Annotated in this window: 17 protein-coding genes; 10 read left to right on the forward strand and 7 right to left on the reverse strand. The window is 72.9% G+C overall.

Annotated elements, in window-relative coordinates:
• Positions 1 to 24 precede the first annotated feature (24 nt).
• A complete protein-coding gene (locus VKK44_RS03600; RefSeq protein ID WP_343445412.1) occupies positions 25 to 321 on the forward strand; it encodes a DUF1540 domain-containing protein in 297 nt (98 codons plus the stop codon).
• A 12-nt stretch (positions 322 to 333) separates the two neighbouring features.
• Here VKK44_RS03600 and VKK44_RS03605 read toward each other — a convergent pair whose 3' ends face one another.
• Positions 334 to 951, reverse strand: coding sequence for a DUF4126 domain-containing protein (locus VKK44_RS03605; RefSeq protein ID WP_343445413.1), 618 nt, complete (start codon positions 949 to 951; stop codon positions 334 to 336).
• Positions 952 to 1,022: 71 nt separating this feature from the next.
• On the opposite strand from VKK44_RS03605, the gene nucS reads away from it, so the two are divergent.
• Positions 1,023 to 1,682, forward strand: a complete 660-nt coding sequence (gene nucS / locus VKK44_RS03610) for an endonuclease NucS (protein ID WP_343445414.1) — start codon at positions 1,023 to 1,025, stop codon at positions 1,680 to 1,682.
• A gap of 13 nt (positions 1,683 to 1,695) precedes the next feature.
• Here nucS and VKK44_RS03615 read toward each other — a convergent pair whose 3' ends face one another.
• Entirely contained in the window at positions 1,696 to 3,198 is a 1,503-nt protein-coding gene (locus VKK44_RS03615) for an aldehyde dehydrogenase family protein (protein WP_343445415.1), read from the reverse strand.
• A 240-nt stretch (positions 3,199 to 3,438) separates the two neighbouring features.
• Between VKK44_RS03615 and VKK44_RS03620 the strand changes: the two genes are divergently transcribed.
• The 5 genes from VKK44_RS03620 to VKK44_RS03640 all read left to right on the forward strand — a co-directional run bounded on the left by VKK44_RS03620 (position 3,439) and on the right by VKK44_RS03640 (position 8,460).
• Positions 3,439 to 3,885, forward strand: coding sequence for an FHA domain-containing protein (locus VKK44_RS03620; protein ID WP_343445416.1), 447 nt, complete (start codon positions 3,439 to 3,441; stop codon positions 3,883 to 3,885).
• A gap of 161 nt (positions 3,886 to 4,046) precedes the next feature.
• Positions 4,047 to 5,111, forward strand: a complete 1,065-nt coding sequence (locus tag VKK44_RS03625; protein WP_343445418.1) for an alpha/beta fold hydrolase — start codon at positions 4,047 to 4,049, stop codon at positions 5,109 to 5,111.
• 122 nt (positions 5,112 to 5,233) lie between these two features.
• Positions 5,234 to 7,024, forward strand: coding sequence for a 3-hydroxyacyl-CoA dehydrogenase family protein (locus VKK44_RS03630; RefSeq protein ID WP_343445420.1), 1,791 nt, complete (start codon positions 5,234 to 5,236; stop codon positions 7,022 to 7,024).
• A 227-nt stretch (positions 7,025 to 7,251) separates the two neighbouring features.
• A complete protein-coding gene (locus VKK44_RS03635) occupies positions 7,252 to 7,584 on the forward strand; it encodes a hypothetical protein (RefSeq protein WP_343445421.1) in 333 nt (110 codons plus the stop codon).
• A gap of 66 nt (positions 7,585 to 7,650) precedes the next feature.
• Positions 7,651 to 8,460: an alpha/beta hydrolase gene (locus VKK44_RS03640; protein ID WP_343445423.1), complete on the forward strand. Its 810-nt coding sequence runs from the start codon at positions 7,651 to 7,653 to the stop codon at positions 8,458 to 8,460.
• Between the two features lie 3 nt (positions 8,461 to 8,463).
• On the opposite strand, the gene VKK44_RS03645 is transcribed toward VKK44_RS03640, so the two are convergent.
• From VKK44_RS03645 to mce, 5 genes are all read right to left on the reverse strand, one after another.
• On the reverse strand, positions 8,464 to 9,744 hold the full coding sequence (locus VKK44_RS03645) for an AI-2E family transporter (RefSeq protein ID WP_458351599.1): 1,281 nt from the start codon (positions 9,742 to 9,744) through the stop codon (positions 8,464 to 8,466).
• A 326-nt stretch (positions 9,745 to 10,070) separates the two neighbouring features.
• Positions 10,071 to 12,179 carry a hypothetical protein gene (locus VKK44_RS03650; RefSeq protein WP_343445424.1) on the reverse strand — a complete coding sequence of 703 codons (2,109 nt, stop codon included), beginning with the start codon at positions 12,177 to 12,179 and terminating at the stop codon, positions 10,071 to 10,073.
• 170 nt (positions 12,180 to 12,349) lie between these two features.
• Complete coding sequence (locus tag VKK44_RS03655) at positions 12,350 to 13,606, reverse strand: DivIVA domain-containing protein (protein ID WP_343445425.1); 1,257 nt, start codon at positions 13,604 to 13,606, stop codon at positions 12,350 to 12,352.
• A gap of 274 nt (positions 13,607 to 13,880) precedes the next feature.
• Positions 13,881 to 15,236, reverse strand: coding sequence for a crotonyl-CoA carboxylase/reductase (gene ccrA, locus VKK44_RS03660; RefSeq protein WP_343445426.1), 1,356 nt, complete (start codon positions 15,234 to 15,236; stop codon positions 13,881 to 13,883).
• Between the two features lie 296 nt (positions 15,237 to 15,532).
• Positions 15,533 to 15,997, reverse strand: a complete 465-nt coding sequence (mce, locus tag VKK44_RS03665) for a methylmalonyl-CoA epimerase (RefSeq protein WP_343445427.1) — start codon at positions 15,995 to 15,997, stop codon at positions 15,533 to 15,535.
• A 60-nt stretch (positions 15,998 to 16,057) separates the two neighbouring features.
• Between mce and VKK44_RS03670 the strand changes: the two genes are divergently transcribed.
• The 3 genes from VKK44_RS03670 to VKK44_RS03680 all read left to right on the forward strand — a co-directional run bounded on the left by VKK44_RS03670 (position 16,058) and on the right by VKK44_RS03680 (position 18,791).
• On the forward strand, positions 16,058 to 17,257 hold the full coding sequence (locus VKK44_RS03670; RefSeq protein ID WP_343445428.1) for an acetyl-CoA C-acetyltransferase: 1,200 nt from the start codon (positions 16,058 to 16,060) through the stop codon (positions 17,255 to 17,257).
• A 5-nt stretch (positions 17,258 to 17,262) separates the two neighbouring features.
• On the forward strand, positions 17,263 to 18,246 hold the full coding sequence (gene meaB / locus VKK44_RS03675) for a methylmalonyl Co-A mutase-associated GTPase MeaB (RefSeq protein WP_458351653.1): 984 nt from the start codon (positions 17,263 to 17,265) through the stop codon (positions 18,244 to 18,246).
• A gap of 131 nt (positions 18,247 to 18,377) precedes the next feature.
• Positions 18,378 to 18,791 (forward strand): Asp23/Gls24 family envelope stress response protein, encoded by a 414-nt coding sequence (locus VKK44_RS03680; RefSeq protein WP_343445430.1) that lies wholly within the window; start codon positions 18,378 to 18,380, stop codon positions 18,789 to 18,791.
• Positions 18,792 to 19,187: the final 396 nt, after the last annotated feature.

Raw genomic sequence — 19,187 nt, forward strand, 5'->3', positions numbered from 1 at the left:
AGACACCCACGGAAGGGCGGAAAGATGACCGCGTCGATGGAGATGCCCCGGGTCCAGGAGTGCGCCGTCCGGTCCTGCGCCTACAACCACACGAACGACTGCCACGCGTTCGCCATCACGATCGGCAGCAGCGACCACGCACACTGCCACACCTACGTGGACATGCCGGTGCGCGGCGGCATCGAGCAGCTCACCGCGCAGGTCGGCGCCTGCTCACGCGCCGACTGCCAGCACAACTCCGACCTGGAGTGCCGCGCCCCCGCCATCACCGTCGGACCGGACAACGACCTGGCCGACTGCATGACCTACCGCAGCCGCTGAGCCACGGCGCGGTCAGACGCGGAAGCCGGCGGCCCGAGCCGCCGCGCGTTCCCGTCGGCGGCCCCGGCGGCGGCGTACCAGCCAGACCGCGAAGGCGACCAGGCCGACCGCGAACACCAGCACCAGCACCGGCAGCAGGATCGCCACCACCGACATGAGCACGCTCGTCGCGTCCTCGGCGGTGCTGGCCACCGGTGCGCCGAAGCCGGCAGTGGTGGCGTTGACGACCGGCCGGGCGGCGGCCTTGAGCAGGTGCACGCCGAGCGCGATGAACACGCCGACCACCACCGGCACCCACTGGTGGGTGGAGAAGAACGTGTCCGGGTCGCTGACCGTGACCGTCTCCGACCCGGACCCGGCGCCGAACGCCAGACCACCGGCGGTCGGCCGGACCACCGTCTGCACCATGTCGTTGACGTGGTCGACCACCGGCACCTTGTCGGCCACCATCTCCACCGCCAGCAGGACGGCGAGGATCAGCAGCACCCAGCCGTTGCCGAGCCACTGCCAGCCGCTCGGCAGCTCGATCAGGTCGGTGTAGCGGGCCAGCAGGCCCATCAGCATCAGCGGGATGTAGGCGTTCAGGCCCGCCGAGGCGGCCAGACCGGAACCGGTGAGGACTTCGAGCACAATCTCAATATGGCACCGGTGCGCCAGTGGCGCTCGTCGGAGCCGACCGGGGGCTCGGCTACCCTCGTCGGGTGCGGTTGGTCATTGCGAAGTGCTCAGTGGACTATGTCGGACGGCTCTCGGCGCACCTGCCGCCGGCCACCCGGCTGCTCATGGTCAAGGCGGACGGCTCGGTGTCGATCCACGCGGACGACCGGGCCTACAAGCCGTTGAACTGGATGAGCCCGCCGTGCCGGCTGGAGGAGGCGCCCGGCGTCTGGCGGGTGGTCAACAAGGCCGGCGAGGAGCTGCGCATCACACTGGAGGAGATCTTCCAGGACACCTCGTACGAGCTGGGCATCGACCCCGGGCTGCGCAAGGACGGCGTGGAGGCGCACCTCCAGGAGCTGCTCGCCGCCAACCCGGGCACGCTCGGCGAGGGCTTCACGCTGGTCCGGCGGGAGTACATGACCGCGATCGGCCCGGTCGACCTGCTCTGCCGGGACGCCAACGCCGGCGCGGTCGCGGTCGAGGTGAAGCGGCGCGGCGAGATCGACGGGGTGGAGCAGCTCACCCGCTACCTGGAGCTGATGAACCGCGACCCGCTGCTCGCGCCGGTCACCGGCGTGTTCGCCGCGCAGGAGATCAAGCCACAGGCCCGGGTGCTCGCCACCGACCGCGGCATCCGCTGCGTCGTGGTCGACTACGACAGGCTGCGCGGCGTCGAGCGCGACGAGCTGACGCTCTTCTGAGCCGACCGGCGCCTCAGCGGCCCCGGCCGTACATCAGCTTGGCGACCTTGACCAGGCGGGCGACGTCCGCCGGGGTGCGCTCGAACGTCATGGCCGGCAGCAGCGAGCGGGCCCGGCGGCGGGTGACCGCCTTGGGGCGGCCGAACTCGCGCAGGCCGTCCTCGCCGTGGATCCGGCCGAAACCGGACTCGCCGGTGCCGCCGAACGGCAGCGTCGACATGCCGGCGAAGGTCAGCGCCGAGTTGACCGAGGCCATCCCGGAGCGCAGCCGCCGCGCCACGGCCACCGCCCGCGCCCGGCCGAAGACCGAACCCCCGAGCCCGTACGGCAACGCGTTGGCGCGCTCGACGGCCTCGTCGACGTCGCGGACCCGGTTGACGGTCAGCGTCGGGCCGAACGTCTCCTCGCGGACCGCGGCGGAGTCCTCCGGCACGTCGACCAGCACGGTCGGGTGCACGTACGGCGGCCGGACCGCCTCCGGACCGCCGAGCACCGCCCGCCCGCCCCGGGCGACCGCGTCGTCGATGTGCCGCCGGATCACGTCGATCTGGGCCGGCATGGTGATCGGGCCGAGGTCGGCGCCGTCGACGCCGACGGTCAGCCGGCCCGCCTTCGCCACCACCTTGTCGACGAACGCGTCGAAGACCTGGTCGACCGCGTAGACCCGCTCGATGCCGATGCACGTCTGGCCGGCGTTGGTCAGCCCGCCCCACACGGCCGCCTCGGCGGCGGCGTCCAGGTCGGCGTCCGAGTCGACGATCATGGCGTCCTTGCCGCCGGCCTCCAGCAGCACCGGGGTGAGCGTCTCGGCGCAGGCCGCCATGACCTTCTTCGCGGTGGCGGTGGAGCCGGTGAAGGCCACCTTCGCCACCCCGGAGCGGCACAGCGCCGCGCCGACGTCACCGAGCCCGTGCACCGCCTGGAACACCGGCTGCTCGGGCACCACCTCGGCGAACCGGTCGACCAGCCACTGGCCCACCGCCGGGGTGTACTCGCTCGGCTTGAACACCACCGCGTTGCCGGCGGCCAACGCGTACGCGGTGGAGCCGATCGGGGTGAAGACCGGGTAGTTCCACGGACCGATCACGCCGACCACGCCGTACGGCTGGTATTCCAGGTGACCGGTGAACTCGGCCAGGATCAGCCGGGAGCGGACCCGGCGGGGCCCGAGCACGCGCCGTGCGTTGCGGGCCGCCCAGTCGACGTGCTCCAGCGCGGTGAGGATCTCCACCACGGCGTCGGCGACGGGCTTGCCGCCCTCGGTGTGCATCAGGTCGGCCAGCTCCTCGATGCGCCGGGCGAGCACGCCGCGCCACCGCTGGAGCCGGTCGCGCCGGCCGGTGAAGCCGAGCCCGGCCCACCAGTCGGCGGCGGCGCGGGCCCGGTCGACGGCGGCGCGCACGTCCGCCTCGGTCGCCACCGGGAGCCGCCCGGCCTCCGCGCCGGTCGCCGGGCTGGTCGACACCAGTCGACCGGCCTCGATGAGCGGGATTCCGGGGACATGCACTGCGGTCATGGCCGCAGTCTAGACCCGAATATTACTCATGGGTAGGTGACGGATGGCCCCTACGCTGCCCGGACCGATGCCCGTCACATCGACGGACGTCATGACCGAATGCGCCCGGTGCGGCCACCCGAACGGCGAACGGGAGATGACCGGCCGGGGTCGCGGTGGTGACCGCGCGGTGGTGGGAGCCACTACGGTGAGATGGCAGGCTGACGCCGCGGGGCGATGTGGGGTGGAGGTCGACTGTCCATGGAGGAACATCCGGAGTTGATGCCGTTGCTGACGGTGTCGGGCGGGGCGATGCGGGGGCTCAGTTTTCGGATCGGCCGGGGCGTGCAGGTGATCGGCCGCGCGCCGACCGCCGACGTCGTGCTCCCCGATCCGCACCTGAGCCGCCGGCACGCCAGCGTCCAGGCCACCCCCGGGGGAGTGGTGCTCACCGACCTCGGCTCGACCAACGGCACCTGGCTCAACGACACCCGGATCACCGGCAGCGTGCCGATCTCCGACGGGGACGTGGTCCGGCTCGGCCGCACCGACCTGCGTCTCTACGACCCCGGCGTGGCCCGGACCGACCCGGTCGGGATGACCTTCGGCGCGCCCCGCCGCGACCAGCGGCCCACGCTGCCGCTGCCGGTCCCGGCGCCCCGGCAGCCGATCGAGTCGCGCGAGGCGCAGCCCGCCGACGCCCGCTGACCGTCCGCACCCCGTGCGCGTTCACCCTGGGCGCGAGTTCACGGAAAGTGCGGCTGTCGCGGCCCGGACAGCCGCACTTTCCGTGAAACAGGGCGCGCGGGCGGGGCGGTGTGTGGGGCGGGCACATGGATTCGGGATGGGTGGTGTGCCAGCATGCGCTGATGCGGAGCGCGCGGCACACGGTCCAGGCCAACGGCATCACCCAGGCGGTCCGGGTGGCCGGGCCACCGGACGGCGTGCCGGTGCTGCTCGTGCACGGCAACGTCTCGTCGTCGGCGTTCTGGGAGCCACTGCTGCCGAGACTGCCGGAGACGCTCCGGGTGGTCGCCCCCGACCTGCGCGGCTACGGCGAGACCGACACCGCCCCGGTCGACGCCACCCGCGGCGTCGGTGACTTCGCCGACGACGTGGCCGCCCTGCTCGACGCCCCCGGGCTGTTCGCCGCCGGCGCCCGGCCGGTGGTCGTCGGGCACTCGCTCGGCGGCGGCGTGGCGATGCGGCTGCTGGTCGACCGGCCGGAACGGGTGGCCGGGCTGCTGCTGGCGGCGCCGGTGTCCCCGTACGGCTTCGGTGGCACCCGGGACCTCGACGGCGCCCCCACCACGCCCGACTTCGCCGGCACCGGCGCGGGCGGCGCGAACCCGGACTTCGTGGCCCGGCTCGCCGCCGGTGACCGGGGCGCCGACGGCCCGACCAGCCCGCGCAACGTGCTGCGCGCCGCGTACGTGGCCGACCCGGCGTCGCTCGGCGACCACGAGGACCTGCTGCTGGAGAGCATGCTGACCACCGCCACCGGGGACGACAACTACCCGGGCACCGCGGTCGCCTCGGACCACTGGCCGGGGACCGCCGCCGGGCGGCGCGGCGTGCTCAACACGCTGGCCCCGGACCACTTCCGGCTCGCCGACGAGCTGGTCGCCGCGCCGGTCAAGCCGCCGGTGACCTGGGTACGCGGCGACGCCGACGTGATCGTCTCGGACACCTCGCTGTTCGACCTGGCGTACCTCGGTCAGCTCGGGATCGTGCCCGGCTGGCCCGGCGCCGAGCGGTGCCCGCCGCAGCCGATGGTCGGCCAGACCCGCGCGGTGCTGGACCGGTACGCGGCGGCCGGCGGGACCTACCGGGAGGTGGCGCTGCCCGGCTGCGGGCACAGCCCGCACCTGGAACGGCCGGCCGAGTTCGTCGCCGAACTGCTGGCGCTCGCCGGGGTGCCCGCGCCCGCGTGAGGCGCGGTGCGTGAAATATCCCACCGCGTCTCGACAACGCAGCGTCACGTGGCAGACTCCGGCGCATAACCTTAGCGGCCGTTCATGTCGGCAACGGCGGAGGCAACCGAGGGAGGCCGGTCGTGGCGCGCGAGTTCACCCGGGTGGGCGTGGTGGGTCTGGGCACCATGGGTGCCGGCATCGTCGAGGTGTTCGCCCGCAACGGCGTCGACGTGACCGCGGTCGAGATCTCCGACGCCGCGCTGGAACGCGGCCGGGTCACGCTCACCGGCTCCACCGACCGTGCGGTGGCCAAGGGCAAGCTCGCCGAGGCCGACCGGGACGCGCTGCTGGCGCGGGTGGACTTCCGGGTCGGGCTGGACGCGCTGCACGACGTGGACCTGGTGATCGAGGCGGTGCCCGAGCACCTGGACCTCAAGCAGCGGATCTTCGCCGAGCTGGACCGGGTCTGCAAGCCCGACGCCATCCTGGCCACCAACACCTCGTCGCTGAGCGTCACCGAGATCTCGGTCGCCACCACCCGGCCGAACCAGGTCATCGGCATCCACTTCTTCAACCCGGCCCCGGTGATGAAGCTGGTCGAGGTGGTCCGCACGGTGGTCACCTCCGCCGAGGTGGTGGCCGACGTGGAGGCGCTCTGCGCCCGGCTCGGCAAGGTCGACGTGACGATCAGCGACCGGGCCGGCTTCATCGCGAACGCGCTGCTGTTCGGCTACCTGAACCACGCGGTCGGCATGTTCGAGGCGCGCTACGCCACCCGTGAGGACATCGACGCCGCCATGAAGCTCGGCTGCGGCCTGCCGATGGGCCCGCTGGCGCTGATGGACCTGATCGGCCTGGACACCGCGTACGAGATCCTCGACACGATGTACCGGCGCGGCGGCCGGGACCGCCGGCACGCCCCGGCCCCGCTGCTCAAGCAGATGGTCACCGCCGGGCTGCTCGGCCGGAAGTCCGGCCGCGGCTTCTACACCTACGAGCGGCCGGGCTCGCCGAAGGTCGTACCCGACGAGCACACGCCGGTGAGCGCGGAGGCCGCGCTCGCCGACGGCGCCCGTGCCATCGCGAAGGTCGGCATCGTCGGCTCCGGGACCATGGCCACCGGCATCATCGAGGTCTTCGCCAAGGCCGGCTACGAGGTCATCTCGGTGACCCGGGGCGCGGAGAAGTCCGCCAAGGTCTGCGAGGCGGTCAAGACCTCGCTCAACAAGGGCGTGGTCCGGGGCAAGCTCGCCGAGGCCGACCGGGACGCCGCGCTGGGCCGGGTCACCTGGTCCGCCACGCTGGAGCACCTCGCCGACGTCGACCTGGTGGTCGAGGCCGTGGTCGAGGAGCTGAGCGTCAAGAAGGCGCTCTTCGCCAGCCTGGACGAGATCTGCAAGCCGGGCGTGGTGCTCGCCACCACCACCTCGTCGCTGCCGGTGATCGACGTCGCGATGGCCACCCAGCGCCCGGCCGACGTGATCGGCCTGCACTTCTTCAACCCGGCGCCGATCATGCCGCTGGTGGAGATCGTGCGGACCATCCGCACCTCCGCCGAGACGTCGGCCACCGCCCGCGCGGTCTGCGCCGCGCTCGGCAAGACCGGCGTGGTCTGCGGTGACCGGTCCGGCTTCATCGTCAACGCGCTGCTCTTCCCGTACCTGAACGACGCGGTGAAGATGCTGGAGGCCAGCTACTCCACCGCCGACGACATCGACCACGCGATGAAGCTCGGCTGCGGCTACCCGATGGGCCCGTTCGAGCTGCTCGACGTGGTCGGCCTGGACGTCTCGCTGGCCATCCAGCGGGAGCTGTACCTGGAGCTGCGCGAGCCCGGCTTCGCGCCGGCGCCGCTGCTGGAGCACCTGGTCACCGCCGGCTACCTGGGCCGCAAGAGCGGCCGGGGCTTCCGCGACCACACCAACCGCTGAGCCTGTCGACGGCCCGCGTGCGCGTCTGGCCGAGAATTGTCGGCTCCGGGGGCGGACATCAGGCGATGAGCGATATACCGCCTCGTCATAATTATGACCGGGCGGTATATCGCTCTCCGGTTCACCTCGCCGGAGCGCCGTGACGCAGAGCGACGGATGGCGGCGTCGCGGCTCGCCGGAGCGCGCACGCCCGAGCGGGTCGCGCCAGGTGGCGGGCCGTACGCTTGGTGACCGTGAGCCCCCGTCGCAATCGGCCCCGCCGGGAAGAAGGTCCCGGCCTGGACGCCGAACGAGCCCGGCACGGCGTGCCGACCGTGCAGCAGTGGCGCGACGGCGACTGGCAGGTGCGCGGGATCAGCGGCGGCGCGTCCGCCAAGACGTACCGGTGTCCCGGGTGCGACCAGGAGATCCGCCCGGGCGTGGCGCACCTGGTGGCCTGGCCGGCCGACGACCGGGGTGACCTGACCGACCGTCGGCACTGGCACAGCGGCTGCTGGCGGGCCCGGGACCGGCGCGGCCCCAACCTCCAGCGCGGCCGGGGCGCCCCCCGGCACGGCTGAGCGATCTGGATCACCCGGTTGCCGCCCCGGCGGGCGGCGGGGCCGGCGGCGCGGGACACTGGCATGGTGAGCACTCCGATTCGCGCGTCGTCGATCCTGCCCGGTCGCCGGGAGGACATCGAGCTGCACACCGCCGACGGGCTGACGCTGGTCGGCGAGCTGGCCCGGCCGGTGGACCGCGAGCCGGTCGGCACGCTGGTGTGCCTGCACCCGCTGCCCACCCACGGTGGGATGATGGACAGTCACGTGCTCCGCAAGGCCGCCTGGCGGTTGCCCGCGCTGGCCGACCTGGCCGTGCTCCGGTTCAACACCCGGGGCACCACCAGCGTCCGCGGCACCAGCGAGGGAGCGTTCGACAACGCCGTCGGCGAGCGGTTCGACGTGGCCGCCGCGATCGAGTACGCCGAGTTCCACGAGCTGCCGAACATCTGGCTGGTCGGCTGGTCGTTCGGCACCGACCTGGCGCTGAAGTACGGCTGCGACCCGGCGGTGGTCGGCGCGATCCTGCTCTCCCCGCCGCTGCGCTTCTCCGCCCCGGAGGATCTCGCGGTCTGGGCCGGGTCGGGCCGTCCGCTGACCGCGCTGGTGCCGGAGTTCGACGACTACCTGCGCCCGGAGGAGGCCCGGCAGCGGTTCGCCGCCGTGCCGCAGGCCGAGGTGGTCGGTGTGGACGGCGCCAAGCACCTCTGGGTCGGCGACGCGGAGAAGGCGCTCGACGAGATCGTCCGGCGGGTCGCCCCCGACGTGCCGGTGCCGCTGCCGACCACCTGGGACGGCCCGATGGAGACCGGCGACGTCAGCGCGTACGCGGACCGCACGGTGGCCGCGTTCGCCGACACCCCGGTCCCCGGCCCGGCTCAGCGGCGCGCCGAATAGGTCTCAGCGGGCGTCCTGCCGGGGCAGCACCACCTCGCGCAGGATCAGCTGCAACGCGGCCACCGTGGGGATCGCGATCAGCGCGCCCACCACGCCCAGCAGCGACACCCCGAGCAGCGCCGCGAGCAGCGCGGCCACCTCGTTGACCGACACCGCCCGCCGCATGATCTTGGGGTAGAGCAGGTAGTTCTCCACCTGCTGGTAGACCAGGAAGAACACCAGGCAGGCGATGCCCACCGGCAGGTCGGTGGCGAGACCGACCAGGGTCACCACCACCGCGCCGAGCGTCGCCCCGATCTGCGGGATCAGGTCGGTCACCGCCACCACCACGGCCAGCGCGAACGGGTACGGCAGGTCGACCACCAGCGCGAACACGAACGTGCTCACCCCGGCCAGCACCGCGATGGCCAGCGCGCCGACCATGTACGCGCCGACCCGGGTCAGGATCTCGTCGCCGATCAGCCGGACCCGCTCCCGGCGGGAGCGCGGCACCAACGCGTACCCGAGGTCGCGCAGCCGGTCGAAATAGGCCAGGAAGTAGATGGTCAGCACCAGCACGGTCAGCACGCGGAAGATCGTTCCGAAGATCAGTTGCGCCCCGCCGAGCACGCCGCCGAGCGCCCGGCCGATCGTGCCGGCGTCCGCCGCCGACCGGACCCGTTCCATCACGTCGTACCGGACCACCAGGTCGTTGACCGTGGGGTTGCGGCGCAGCTCCTCGACGTAGCCGGGCAACTGCTGGACGAACTGCCCGGACTGGGTCACCACGGGCGGCACCAGCGCCAGCAGCCCGCCGACGATCAGCAGGACCACGGTCAACGTCACCACCGCCACGGCCAGCCCGTGCGGCAGACCCCAGCGGCGTAGCCGGACCACCGCCGGGTGCAGGCCGACGGCCAGGAAGAGCGCGATCACCACCAGCACCAGGATGCCGGCCGCGTTCCGCACGCCCAGGAAGACCGCGTACGCCAGCAGCACGCCGAGCGCGCCGGTGAAGCCGACCAGGAAGCTGTTGCGCCGCAGCGGTCGCCCGGGCACGCCGAACCGCCCCGACGGCTCGAACTCGCCGGGCTCGATCGCGGTGGCGTCGGCGCCTGCGCTTCCGGTCGGGGTCACCGGCCCGAGTCCGGCGCGGGCGCGACGTCGGGCGGGAGGGGTGTCCTTCGCGGCGGCCTCGTTCGGCGGGGTCGGCGCGTGGTCCGCGTCGGTCGGCTCCGACCCCGGCTCCTTGCGCAGCGCCTCGAACGGATCGTTCTCCGGGGCGGCGGATTCCTCCTGTGACACCGCGCCTCCCAACTCCCCGTTGCCCCGACCGGCTCGTCGGAGCGCTTGTCAGCGGCCCGCGTGTCGCCGAGGCCGCAGCCCTCTGCCCCGCAGGGTAGTGGCCGCCGCCCCCACCGACCATCCCTCCGCCCTTCACCCCCGCCCAGTTGATCCCAAAGTTGCCTGCGCGGAAAGCGACACCCAGGCCGGCCCTCCCCCGGGGTTGGGCTAGGTGACCAAGGAGTTTGTGTCATCGCGGAGATCGACTGTGACGTGAACTCCTTGATCACTCCGTAGGGAGGGTGTGGGGAGGTGAGGGGGGCGGGGAGGGGCGGGGAGGGGCGGGGTCAGTCCTTGTCGACGGTGACTGCGCTGGGCTTGGCGCTGCGCTCGTCGGTGGTGGGCTTGGTCGGGCGCTTGCCGTTCTCCCCGGTGCTGGTGATCTTCGTCGGGGTGGCGCTCCGGCCGCCCTCACCCGGCACGGCGGCCACGGTGGGCTCCCCGTCGACGCCCGCTCCGGTCGCGGAGTCCATGGTGGTCACCGGCTCGGCGACCGGCTTCGCCTTCCCGCCCTCGGCCGGCTTCCCGCCGTTCTCCGATTCGGCGCCGTTGGTCGCCGCCGCGCTGCTCTTCGTCGTCACCGCCGTGCCGCTGCCGGCCGCCGTGCCGTCGCCGGCCGGCGTGCCGTCGCCGGTCGGGCGGTCGGCCTGCGCACCGGTGACGGTCGGGCGGTCGGCGGGCGCACCGCTGCCTGCCCGCGTGCCGCTGCCGGTCGGGCGGCCGGCCTCGCCGGTAGCGGCGGTGGCCAGCTCCGCCGGGTCGACCGGGGTGGCCGAGATGCCGGCCGAGTCGGCGTCCCGACGCTGCTCCGTGAGCCGGCGCTGGAGGTCGTCGGACTCCTGCCGGGACTTCCACGTCTCGGTACGCAGGTCGGCCAGCTCCTGCTGCGCCGTGGCGATCTCCAGCATCACGTGGGCGAGCTGCTGCCGGCCGGCGGCCACCTCCTGCTGGGTGGCGGCGAGGTGCTGCTGGGTGGTGGCCAGGTGCTGCTGGGTGGTGGCCGCGTACTCCTCGAACTGGCGACGCGAGGCCGCCACGTGCTCGTCGGCCCGGCGGCGCTGCTCGGTGGCGTCCGCCTCGGCCCGGCGCAGCAGCTCGGCGGCCTCCAGCTCAGCCTGCTGACGCATGGTGAGCGCGTCTTCCTCGGCGGCCTGCCGGATGCTCGTGGCGTTGCGCTCGATCTCGTCGCGCCGGGTGGCGTACGCCTGCTCCAGCTCCTCGTGCCGGCTGGTGTGCTGCTTGTCGAGTTCGTCGCGACGCCTGGCGAACTCCTGCTCGGCGGCGGCGCGGCGCTGGGCCAGCTCCTTCTCCGCCTTCTCCCGCTGCCCGGCGACCTCCTTCTCCACCCCGGCCCGCCAGGCGCCCAGCTCCTGCTGGGTCTGCGCGCGGGACTGCTGCACGTACGCCTCGGTCTCGGTGCGCATCCGCTGCACGTACGCCTCGACCTCGGCGCGGTTGCGCTTGCCGGCCTCGGCGGCCTCGGTGGTGAGCCGGGTGGCCTCGGTGCGGGCCCGGCCGCGGGTGGCCTTCGCGGCCTCCTCCGCGTCGTCGACGATCTTCTTGGCCTCGGCCAGCGCCTTGGCGTGGGTGGCCCGGCCCGCCTCGGCGGCGGCGTCGGTGAGCCGCTTGGCCTCCTGCTGGCCCTTGGCGTGCACCTCCTTGGCCGCCTCGCGGAGCTGGTTGGCCTCCTGCTGCGCCTTGGCCAGCACCTCCTTGGCCGCCTCGCGCAGCCGGGCCGCCTCCTGCTGGGCCCGGGAATGGATCTCCTTGGCGGTGTCCCGTAGCTGGGTGGCCTCCTGCTGCGCCTTGGCCAGCGCGTCCTGGGCGCTCCGACGCAGCTTCTCGGCCTCGTCCTTGGCGGCCGTGCGCAGCTTGGCGGACTCGTCCCTGGCGGCCTTCAGCGTGGCCTCCGCCTCGGCCTTGCGGGTGGCGGTGTGCCGCTCCTCCTCGGCCCGACGGGCGGCGAGCGCGATCTCGAAGTCCTTGAGCGCCTGCGCGGCCTGCTCCCGGGCCTCCTCGACGATGTGCTCGGCGGCGGCCCGGCGGGCCTCGATCTCCTCGTTGGCGGCGGCGAGGATGTCGTCGGCCTGCTCCTCGGCCATGGTGAGGATCTGCTCGACCCGGGGACCGAGGTGCCGGAACGACGCGCGGTCCACCACACCGATCTGCTTGCGCACCTGGGCGAGGTCGCGCTGGAGCACCTCGACCTGACCCGCGAGCTTGTGGATCTGGGTGTACGCCTGTTCCCGCTCGGTGGTCAGCGCCGCGATCTCGTGTTCCGCGCGGGCGACGTAGCGGTCGACCTGTCGTTTCTCGTATCCCCGCAGCGCGGACTCGAAGCTGGGCTCCGTGGTCACGTCCCCGCCGAGCGCGAACAGTTCCTCGCCGTGCGACATGCCCCCATCCTCACACGCATCCGCCTCTGCGGGGGCGATACGGACGCCCCTTCTGGGACCTACTTCACCCTCGTGGCGAAACGGGCCGGGAAAGCATGACGGCGCGGGGCGGCACCGGTTACCCGGTGTCACCCCGCGCCGTGGCTCATGCCCCGTCAGCGGGTGGTGGCTCAGCCGGCCGACTCGGCCGTGATCTTCTGCCCGGAGGTGTCGGACTTCGGCGCCTCGGCCGTCTTGTTGCCGCCCGACGGCACGCCCGGCACGATGCCGGCCAGGCCGGAGAGCATCTGCCCGAGCTGCGAGGTGACCGCGTCCTTCTGGCGGGTCAGGTCCTCGACCTCGCGGCGGGCCGCCTGCGTGGTCAGCTCGGCCTCGGTGCGGGCCTCGCTGAGCACCCGCTGCGCCTCGGCCCGTGCCTCGCTCAGCGTCTTGTCGGCCAGCGCCTTGGCCTTGTCGACCGTGTCGTTGGCGGTGCGCTCGGACTCGACCCGGCGCGCCTCGGCCCGCTGCTCGATTTCCTTGGCCCGCTCCTGGGCGGCCCGGGCCCGCTGCTCGGCCTCGTTGACCATCTTCTGGGTCTGCGTGACCTGGGCGGCGTGCCGCGCCGACTCCTCGCGCTCGGACTTCTCGCGCCGCTCGGCGAGCTGAAGCTCCAGGGCCTGGAGATCCTTGTCGCGCTTGTCGCGCGCGTCGGTGAGCAGCTTGGTCGCCTCGGCCCGCTTCTCCTCGGCCTCCCGGGCGGCCTTGGCCCGCTGCTGGGTGATCTCCCGCTCGGCGGTGGCGCGCAGCGTGGCGACCTCCCGCTCCACCGTCGACTTCAGCTCGGCCACCTCGTGTGCGGTGACCGTACGCAGCTGCTTGGTCTCCCGGTCGGCGTCGGCGCGCAGCGTGTCCGCCTCCCGGCGGGCCTGCACGCGGACCTCGGCGGCCTCCCGCTCGGCGGCGGTGCGGACGGTGCCCGCCTCCCGCTCGGCGGTGGCCTTCATGGCGGCCGCCTCGGCGCGTGCCTTGTCGGTGATCTCGCGCGCCTCCAGGCGGGCGGCGGAGAGGATGCCCTCCGACTCGCGCTTGGCCTCGTTGCGGTGGTCGTTGGCCTGCTCCTCGGCCAGCCGCAGGATCTGCTCGACGCGGGTGCCCAGGCCGGAGAGGGTCGGCCGGCTGTTCTCCTCGAGCTGCTTGTTGGTCTCGGTGAGCTTCTGCTCGAGCGCGCCCTGGCGCTGCTCGGCCTGCCGGAGCCGGCGCTGGGCGTCGTTCATCCGCTGCTCGGCCTCGGCGCGGGCCTGCTCGGACTGGCTCAGTGCGGCGCTCAGCCGGCCGATGAAGTCGTCGACCTGGTTGGTGTTGTATCCGCGCAGGCCAACAGTGAAATCGGGCTGTGAGTTCGCGTTATCGAAGAACGCAAGAGGGGAGGACTGCTGCTGGGGCATTGGGACATACTCGCAGACGCCCCAGGGTGGTTCGCAAGAGTGGTCGGCAGCTTTCGCGTCCTCTTTACATGGTCAACTTCTGCCGGCGGCGGGACCGGACCAATCGGCGATCTTGGCAGGTCCCGGGCCGGGCGGCGGCGCGGGACGGTGGCGGGAAAGGGTCGCGGACAGGTGCCCGCGACCCTTTGTGTTCACGACTGTCTTCACGACTGTCTCGGCGACAGTCGAATGGCGTCCCGGTCCGCCGGAAAGGCAATCCGGCGTCACCGTACGGTCAGTGCCCGCGGAACCGGTTGATCGCGCTTTCGTGCCGGGAGCGCAGCTCGGTGTCCCGGACGCCGAGCCCGTCGGTGGGCGCCAGGCACCGCACGCCCACCTTGCCCTGGTGCGCGTTGCGGTGCACCTCGTACGCGGCCTGGCCGGTCTGCTCCAGCGGGTACGTCTTCGACACCGTGGGATGCACCTTGCCGAGCGCGACCAGCCGGTTGGCCTGCCACGCCTCGTGGTAGTTGGCGAAGTGGCTGCCGACGATGCGCTTGAGGTGCATCCACAGGTAACGGTTGTCGTACTGGTGGAGGAAACCGCTGGTGGAGGCGCAGGTGACGATCGTGCCGCCCTTCTTGGCGACGTAGACGCTGGCGCCGAACGTCTCCCGGCCCGGGTGCTCGAAGACGATGTCCGGGTCCTCGCCGCCGGTCAGCTCGCGGATCCGCTCGCCGAAGCGACGCCACTCGTCCTGGTCCTGCGTGTGCTCGTCGGACCAGAACCGGAAGCCCTCGGCGGTGCGGTCGATGACCAGCTCGGCGCCCATCCGCCGGCACAGCTCGGCCTTCTCCGGCGAGGACACCACGCAGACCGGGATGGCGCCGCCGCCCAGCGCCATCTGGGTCGCGTAGCCGCCCAGGCCGCCGGAGGCGCCCCAGATCAGCACCACGTCGCCCTGCTTCATGTTCGCGCCGTGGTGCGAGACGAGCTGCCGGTAGGCGGTGGAGTTGACCAGCCCGGGGCTGGCCGCCTCCTCCCAGCTCAGGTGGCGCGGCTTCGGCATGAGCTGGTTGGCCTTGACCACGCACAGCTCGGCCAGGCCGCCGAAGTTGGTCTCGAACCCCCAGATCCGCTGCTGCGGGTCGAGCATGGTGTCGTCGTGGCCGGCGGCGTCCTCCAGCTCGACCGACAGGCAGTGCGCGACCACCTCGTCGCCGGTCTTCCACCGGGTCACGCCGGGGCCGGTCCGCAGCACCACGCCGGCCGCGTCCGAGCCGACCACGTGGTACGGCAGGTCGTGGCGGCGGGTCAGCTCGGAGATCCGGCCGTAGCGCTGGAGGAACTTGAACGTGGGGAGCGGCTCGAAGATGCTGGTCCACACCGTGTTGTAGTTGATCGCGCTGGCCATCACCGCGACCAGCGCCTCGCCCGGCCCCAGCTCGGGGGTGGGCACCTCCTGGACGTGCAGCGCCTTGCGCGGGTCCTTGTCCCGGGTGGCCATGCCCTCGAACATCCGGGTGTCCTCGGCCCGGACCACCACGCCCCGGTAGCTCTCCGGCACCGGCAGGCCGGCGAGGCCGGCGAGTTCCCGTTCCGGCCGCGCCGAGCCCTCCGTCGCCATGATCGCTTCTAGGATGTCCTGCACGGTGACCTCCCGTTCGTCAGCACCCGCACCGGGGCAGGGGTGCTGCCATCGTCGGCGCCGGTGCGACGGGACCGCCATGTCGGCAATCGACACATCCGGCACCGGTCGCGTTCCTGTGGGCCGGGACGTTACTGAACGGTAGCTAGGGTCGGAAGGGCTGTGTGAAAAACTGCATCGACCGATGCGTGGAGATGTCCGTGGGAACGCGCAACCGCGCATGGCCGCGCGTCTTCTCACCTGTTAGGAAGGGCCCCTTGCTGACAGACGTCTGTCAGCAAGGGGCCCCTCCTTGCCTCTCAGGCGGGCTGGACCAGCTCGATCAGCACGCCGCCGGCGTCCTTCGGGTGCACGAAGTTCACCCGGGAGTCCGACGTCCCGCGCCGGGGCGCCTCGTACAGCAGCCGGACGCCGCGCTCGCGCAGCGCCGCGCAGGCCACGTCGATGTCCGCCACCGTGTACGCGACCTGCTGGATGCCCGGCCCGCGCTTGTCCAGGAACTTGCCGATGGTGGTGTCCGGCGACAGCGGGGCGAGTAGCTGCACCATGCCCCCGGAGCTGTCCGGTCCGACCGCCAGCATCGCCTCGCGTACGCCCTGCTCGTCGTTCGTCTCGGTGTGCACGCAGCGCATGCCGAAGGTGCGCTGGTAAAAGTCGATCGCGGCGTCCAGGTCCGCCACGGCGATCCCGACATGGTCGATGCGGCGCAGACCGATGTCTGTGACAAACTCGGCAGCGGGCTCGACGGAGGAGTTCTCAGCCATGGCGCTAGTCTGACCGAACAATCGTTAAGGCGTACAGGTCGGCACCCCTCGGAGGCAGGCATGGCTTCGGTGATCGTCAGCGGCGCGCGGACCCCGATGGGGCGCCTGCTGGGCAACCTCAAGGACCTCCCCGCGACCAGACTCGGTGGCATCGCGATCAAGGCCGCGCTGGAGCGCGCCGGCGTGGCCCCCGACCAGGTGCAATACGTGATCATGGGGCAGGTGCTCCAGGCCGGCGCCGGCCAGATCCCGGCGCGGCAGGCGGCCGTCGAGGCCGGCATCCCGATGTCCACCCCGGCGCTGACCATCAACAAGGTCTGCCTCTCCGGGCTGGACGCCATCGCGCTCGCCGACCAGCTCATCCGGGCCGGCGAGTTCGACGTCGTGGTGGCCGGCGGCATGGAGTCGATGACCAACGCCCCGCACCTGCTGCTCGGGCAGCGCGCCGGCTACAAGTACGGCGACGTGACGGTCAAGGACCACATGGCGCTCGACGGCCTCACCGACGCCTGGGACTGCTGCTCGATGGGTGAGTCCACCGAGCGGCACGGCGCGCGGCACGGCATCAGCCGTGCGGAGCAGGACGCCTTCGCCGCAGCCAGCCACCAGCGCGCCGCCGCCGCCCAGAAGAACGGTCACTTCGCCGAGGAGATCACCCCGGTGATCATTCCGCAGCGCAAGGGCGACCCGCTGGTGGTCAGCGAGGACGAGGGCATCCGGCCGGACACCACCGCCGAGTCGCTGGGTCGGCTGCGTCCCGCCTTCGCCAAGGACGGCACGATCACCGCCGGCAGCTCCTCGCCGATCTCCGACGGCGCCGCCGCGGTGGTCGTGATGAGCAAGGCCAAGGCCACCGAGCTGGGGCTCACCTGGCTGGCCGAGATCGGCGCGCACGGCAACGTGGCCGGGCCGGACAACTCGCTGCACTCGCAGCCGTCCAACGCCATCAACCACGCGCTGCGCAAGGGCGGCCTGAGCCTCGACGACCTCGACCTCATCGAGATCAACGAGGCGTTCGCCGCGGTCGGCATCCAGTCCACCCGCGATCTAGGGATCAGCGCGGACAAGGTCAACGTCAACGGCGGCGCGATCGCGCTGGGTCACCCGATCGGCATGTCCGGCGCCCGGCTGGTGCTCACGCTGGCGCTGGAGCTGAAGCGGCGCGGTGGCGGCACCGGCGCGGCGGCGCTCTGCGGCGGCGGCGGCCAGGGCGACGCGCTGATCATCCACGTGCCGACGGGCGGCGAGTCCCACGCGTGAGTGACGTGACCATCCCGGCCACCGGTCCGGTGCGCCGCAGCCGCGACGTACCCCTGCTGGTCGAGCGGGCCCGCGCGGGCGATCCCCGCGCGGTCGCCCGGCTGATCACCCTGGTCGAGTCCGGCGACGAGGCGCTGCCGCAGGTCGCGGCTGCCCTCGCGCCGTACGCCGGGCACGCCCAGGTGGTCGGCCTGACCGGCTCACCGGGTGTGGGCAAGTCGACCACCACGAACGAGCTGGTGCGCGCGCTGCGGGCGCGCGGCCACCGGGTCGGGGTGCTGGCCATCGACCCGTCCAGCCCGTTCACCGGCGGGGCGATCCTCGGCGACCGGGTCCGGATGCAGGACCACGCCACCGACCCCGGCGTCTACATCCGCTCGATGTCCAGCCGGGGCCACCTCGGTGGGCTCTCCGCGGCGACGCCTCAGGCGGTGCGCGTGCTGGAGGGCGCCGGCTGCGACGTGGTGCTGGTCGAGACCGTCGGGGTGGGGCAGGCCGAGGTGGAGGTGGCCTCGCTGGCCGACACCACGCTGGTGCTGCTCGCCCCGGGCATGGGCGACGCGATCCAGGCGGTGAAGGCCGGCATCCTGGAGATCGCCGACGTGTTCGTGGTGAACAAGGCCGACCGGGACGGCGCCGACGCCACGGTCCGCGACATCCAGGGCATGATCGCGCTCGGCGAGCGCGGGCCGGGGGAGTGGCGTCCGCAGGTGGTCCGCGCGATCGCGGCCCGTGCGGAGGGCATCGACGACATCGCCGCCGCGATCGACAAGCACCGCGACTGGCTGGAGCGCCACGACGAGCTGCGCCGCCGCCGGGAGACGCGGGCCGCCGCCGAGATCGAGGCGATCGCGCTCGGCGCGCTCCGCGCCCGGATCGGTTCCCTGCGCGACGGTACGCAGCTCCCGGCGCTGGCCGCGAAGGTGGCCGAGGGCGCCCTCGACCCGTACGCCGCCGCCGAAGACCTCCTGACCCAGCTCGCCTCCTGACCCTTCCCCTCCACAAGGGGCATTCGTCGGGCCCAAGGTCCATGATCGACGGTGGTGTCGGGCGGGGGCGCGGCCGGGGCGGCGTGGCTTGTACGCTCCCGGGGTCGGTTGGAGCGAGGGTGGGGGAGAGCGTGGAGCACGAGGCTACGCAGGAGCTGTCGATCACGCCGGCGGCGACGGCGGGCGGGACGACGCACGTCTCCGACGAGGTGGTGGAGAAGATCGCGGTGGCCGCCGCGAAGTCGGTGCCCGGCGTGGCCGAGCTGGGCGGCGACGTGGCCCGGTTCTTCAACGCCGTGCTGGACCGGGTCGGGCTGGACCAGGTCGGCGACGCCCGGCGCGGTTGCTCGGCCCACGTCACCGACGGCGCGGCCGTGGTGAACCTGGTCATCGTGATCGACGGCGGCCACCCGGTGCCCCAGGTCACCGACGGCGTGCGGGCCGCGGTCACGTCGGCGGTCGAGGCGTACGGGCTGCGCGTCGACGAGATCAACATCCGGGTGGACGACGTGGCGATCGGGGACCCGGGCGCGCCCCTCGGCTGATTCCGCGCGCCGGGCGAGCTCGGGCCGGTGAGTGGGTTCGCGTCGCCTACCAACTTGATGGCAAGAATGGATCGCCCGGCCGGGCCCAGCGATGATCAACACCGGTACGCCGACGTGGTGGTCTCGCGCGGGCGGGGACACCGCCACTTCGGCGGAACGCAGAGCGGTCCGTCGTCGGAAGCCGCCACGTCGGCGAACTGGCGTCGGGGCCGGCCGGCTCGCCCACATGCGCCCGCCGACCGGCGGCCCCACCTCGCGGCTGGACCCGGAGCTGGCCGAGGCGGCCCCGCCTCGCGGCTGGACCCGGAGCTGGCCCAGGCGGTCCCGCCTCGCCGCTGGACCCGGGGCTGGCCGAGGCGGCGCAGGACGCGCCTCGGCGTGAATCCTGGTACGGGA

This window comes from Micromonospora sp. DSM 45708 (assembly GCF_039566955.1).
Classification (GTDB): Bacteria; Actinomycetota; Actinomycetes; order Mycobacteriales; family Micromonosporaceae; genus Micromonospora.

Bases quoted from the DNA above. Each gene is read 5' to 3' on its own strand.
- VKK44_RS03600 (WP_343445412.1), top strand. From the start codon at position 25: ATGACCGCGTCGATGGAGATGCCCCGGGTCCAGGAGTGCGCCGTCCGG.
- VKK44_RS03615 (WP_343445415.1), bottom strand. From the start codon at position 3,198: ATGACCGCAGTGCATGTCCCCGGAATCCCGCTCATCGAGGCCGGTCGA.
- VKK44_RS03620 (WP_343445416.1), top strand. From the start codon at position 3,439: ATGGAGGAACATCCGGAGTTGATGCCGTTGCTGACGGTGTCGGGCGGG.
- VKK44_RS03625 (WP_343445418.1), top strand. From the start codon at position 4,047: ATGCGGAGCGCGCGGCACACGGTCCAGGCCAACGGCATCACCCAGGCG.
- VKK44_RS03650 (WP_343445424.1), bottom strand. From the start codon at position 12,179: ATGTCGCACGGCGAGGAACTGTTCGCGCTCGGCGGGGACGTGACCACG.
- VKK44_RS03655 (WP_343445425.1), bottom strand. From the start codon at position 13,606: ATGCCCCAGCAGCAGTCCTCCCCTCTTGCGTTCTTCGATAACGCGAAC.
- mce (WP_343445427.1), bottom strand. From the start codon at position 15,997: ATGGCTGAGAACTCCTCCGTCGAGCCCGCTGCCGAGTTTGTCACAGAC.
- VKK44_RS03670 (WP_343445428.1), top strand. From the start codon at position 16,058: ATGGCTTCGGTGATCGTCAGCGGCGCGCGGACCCCGATGGGGCGCCTG.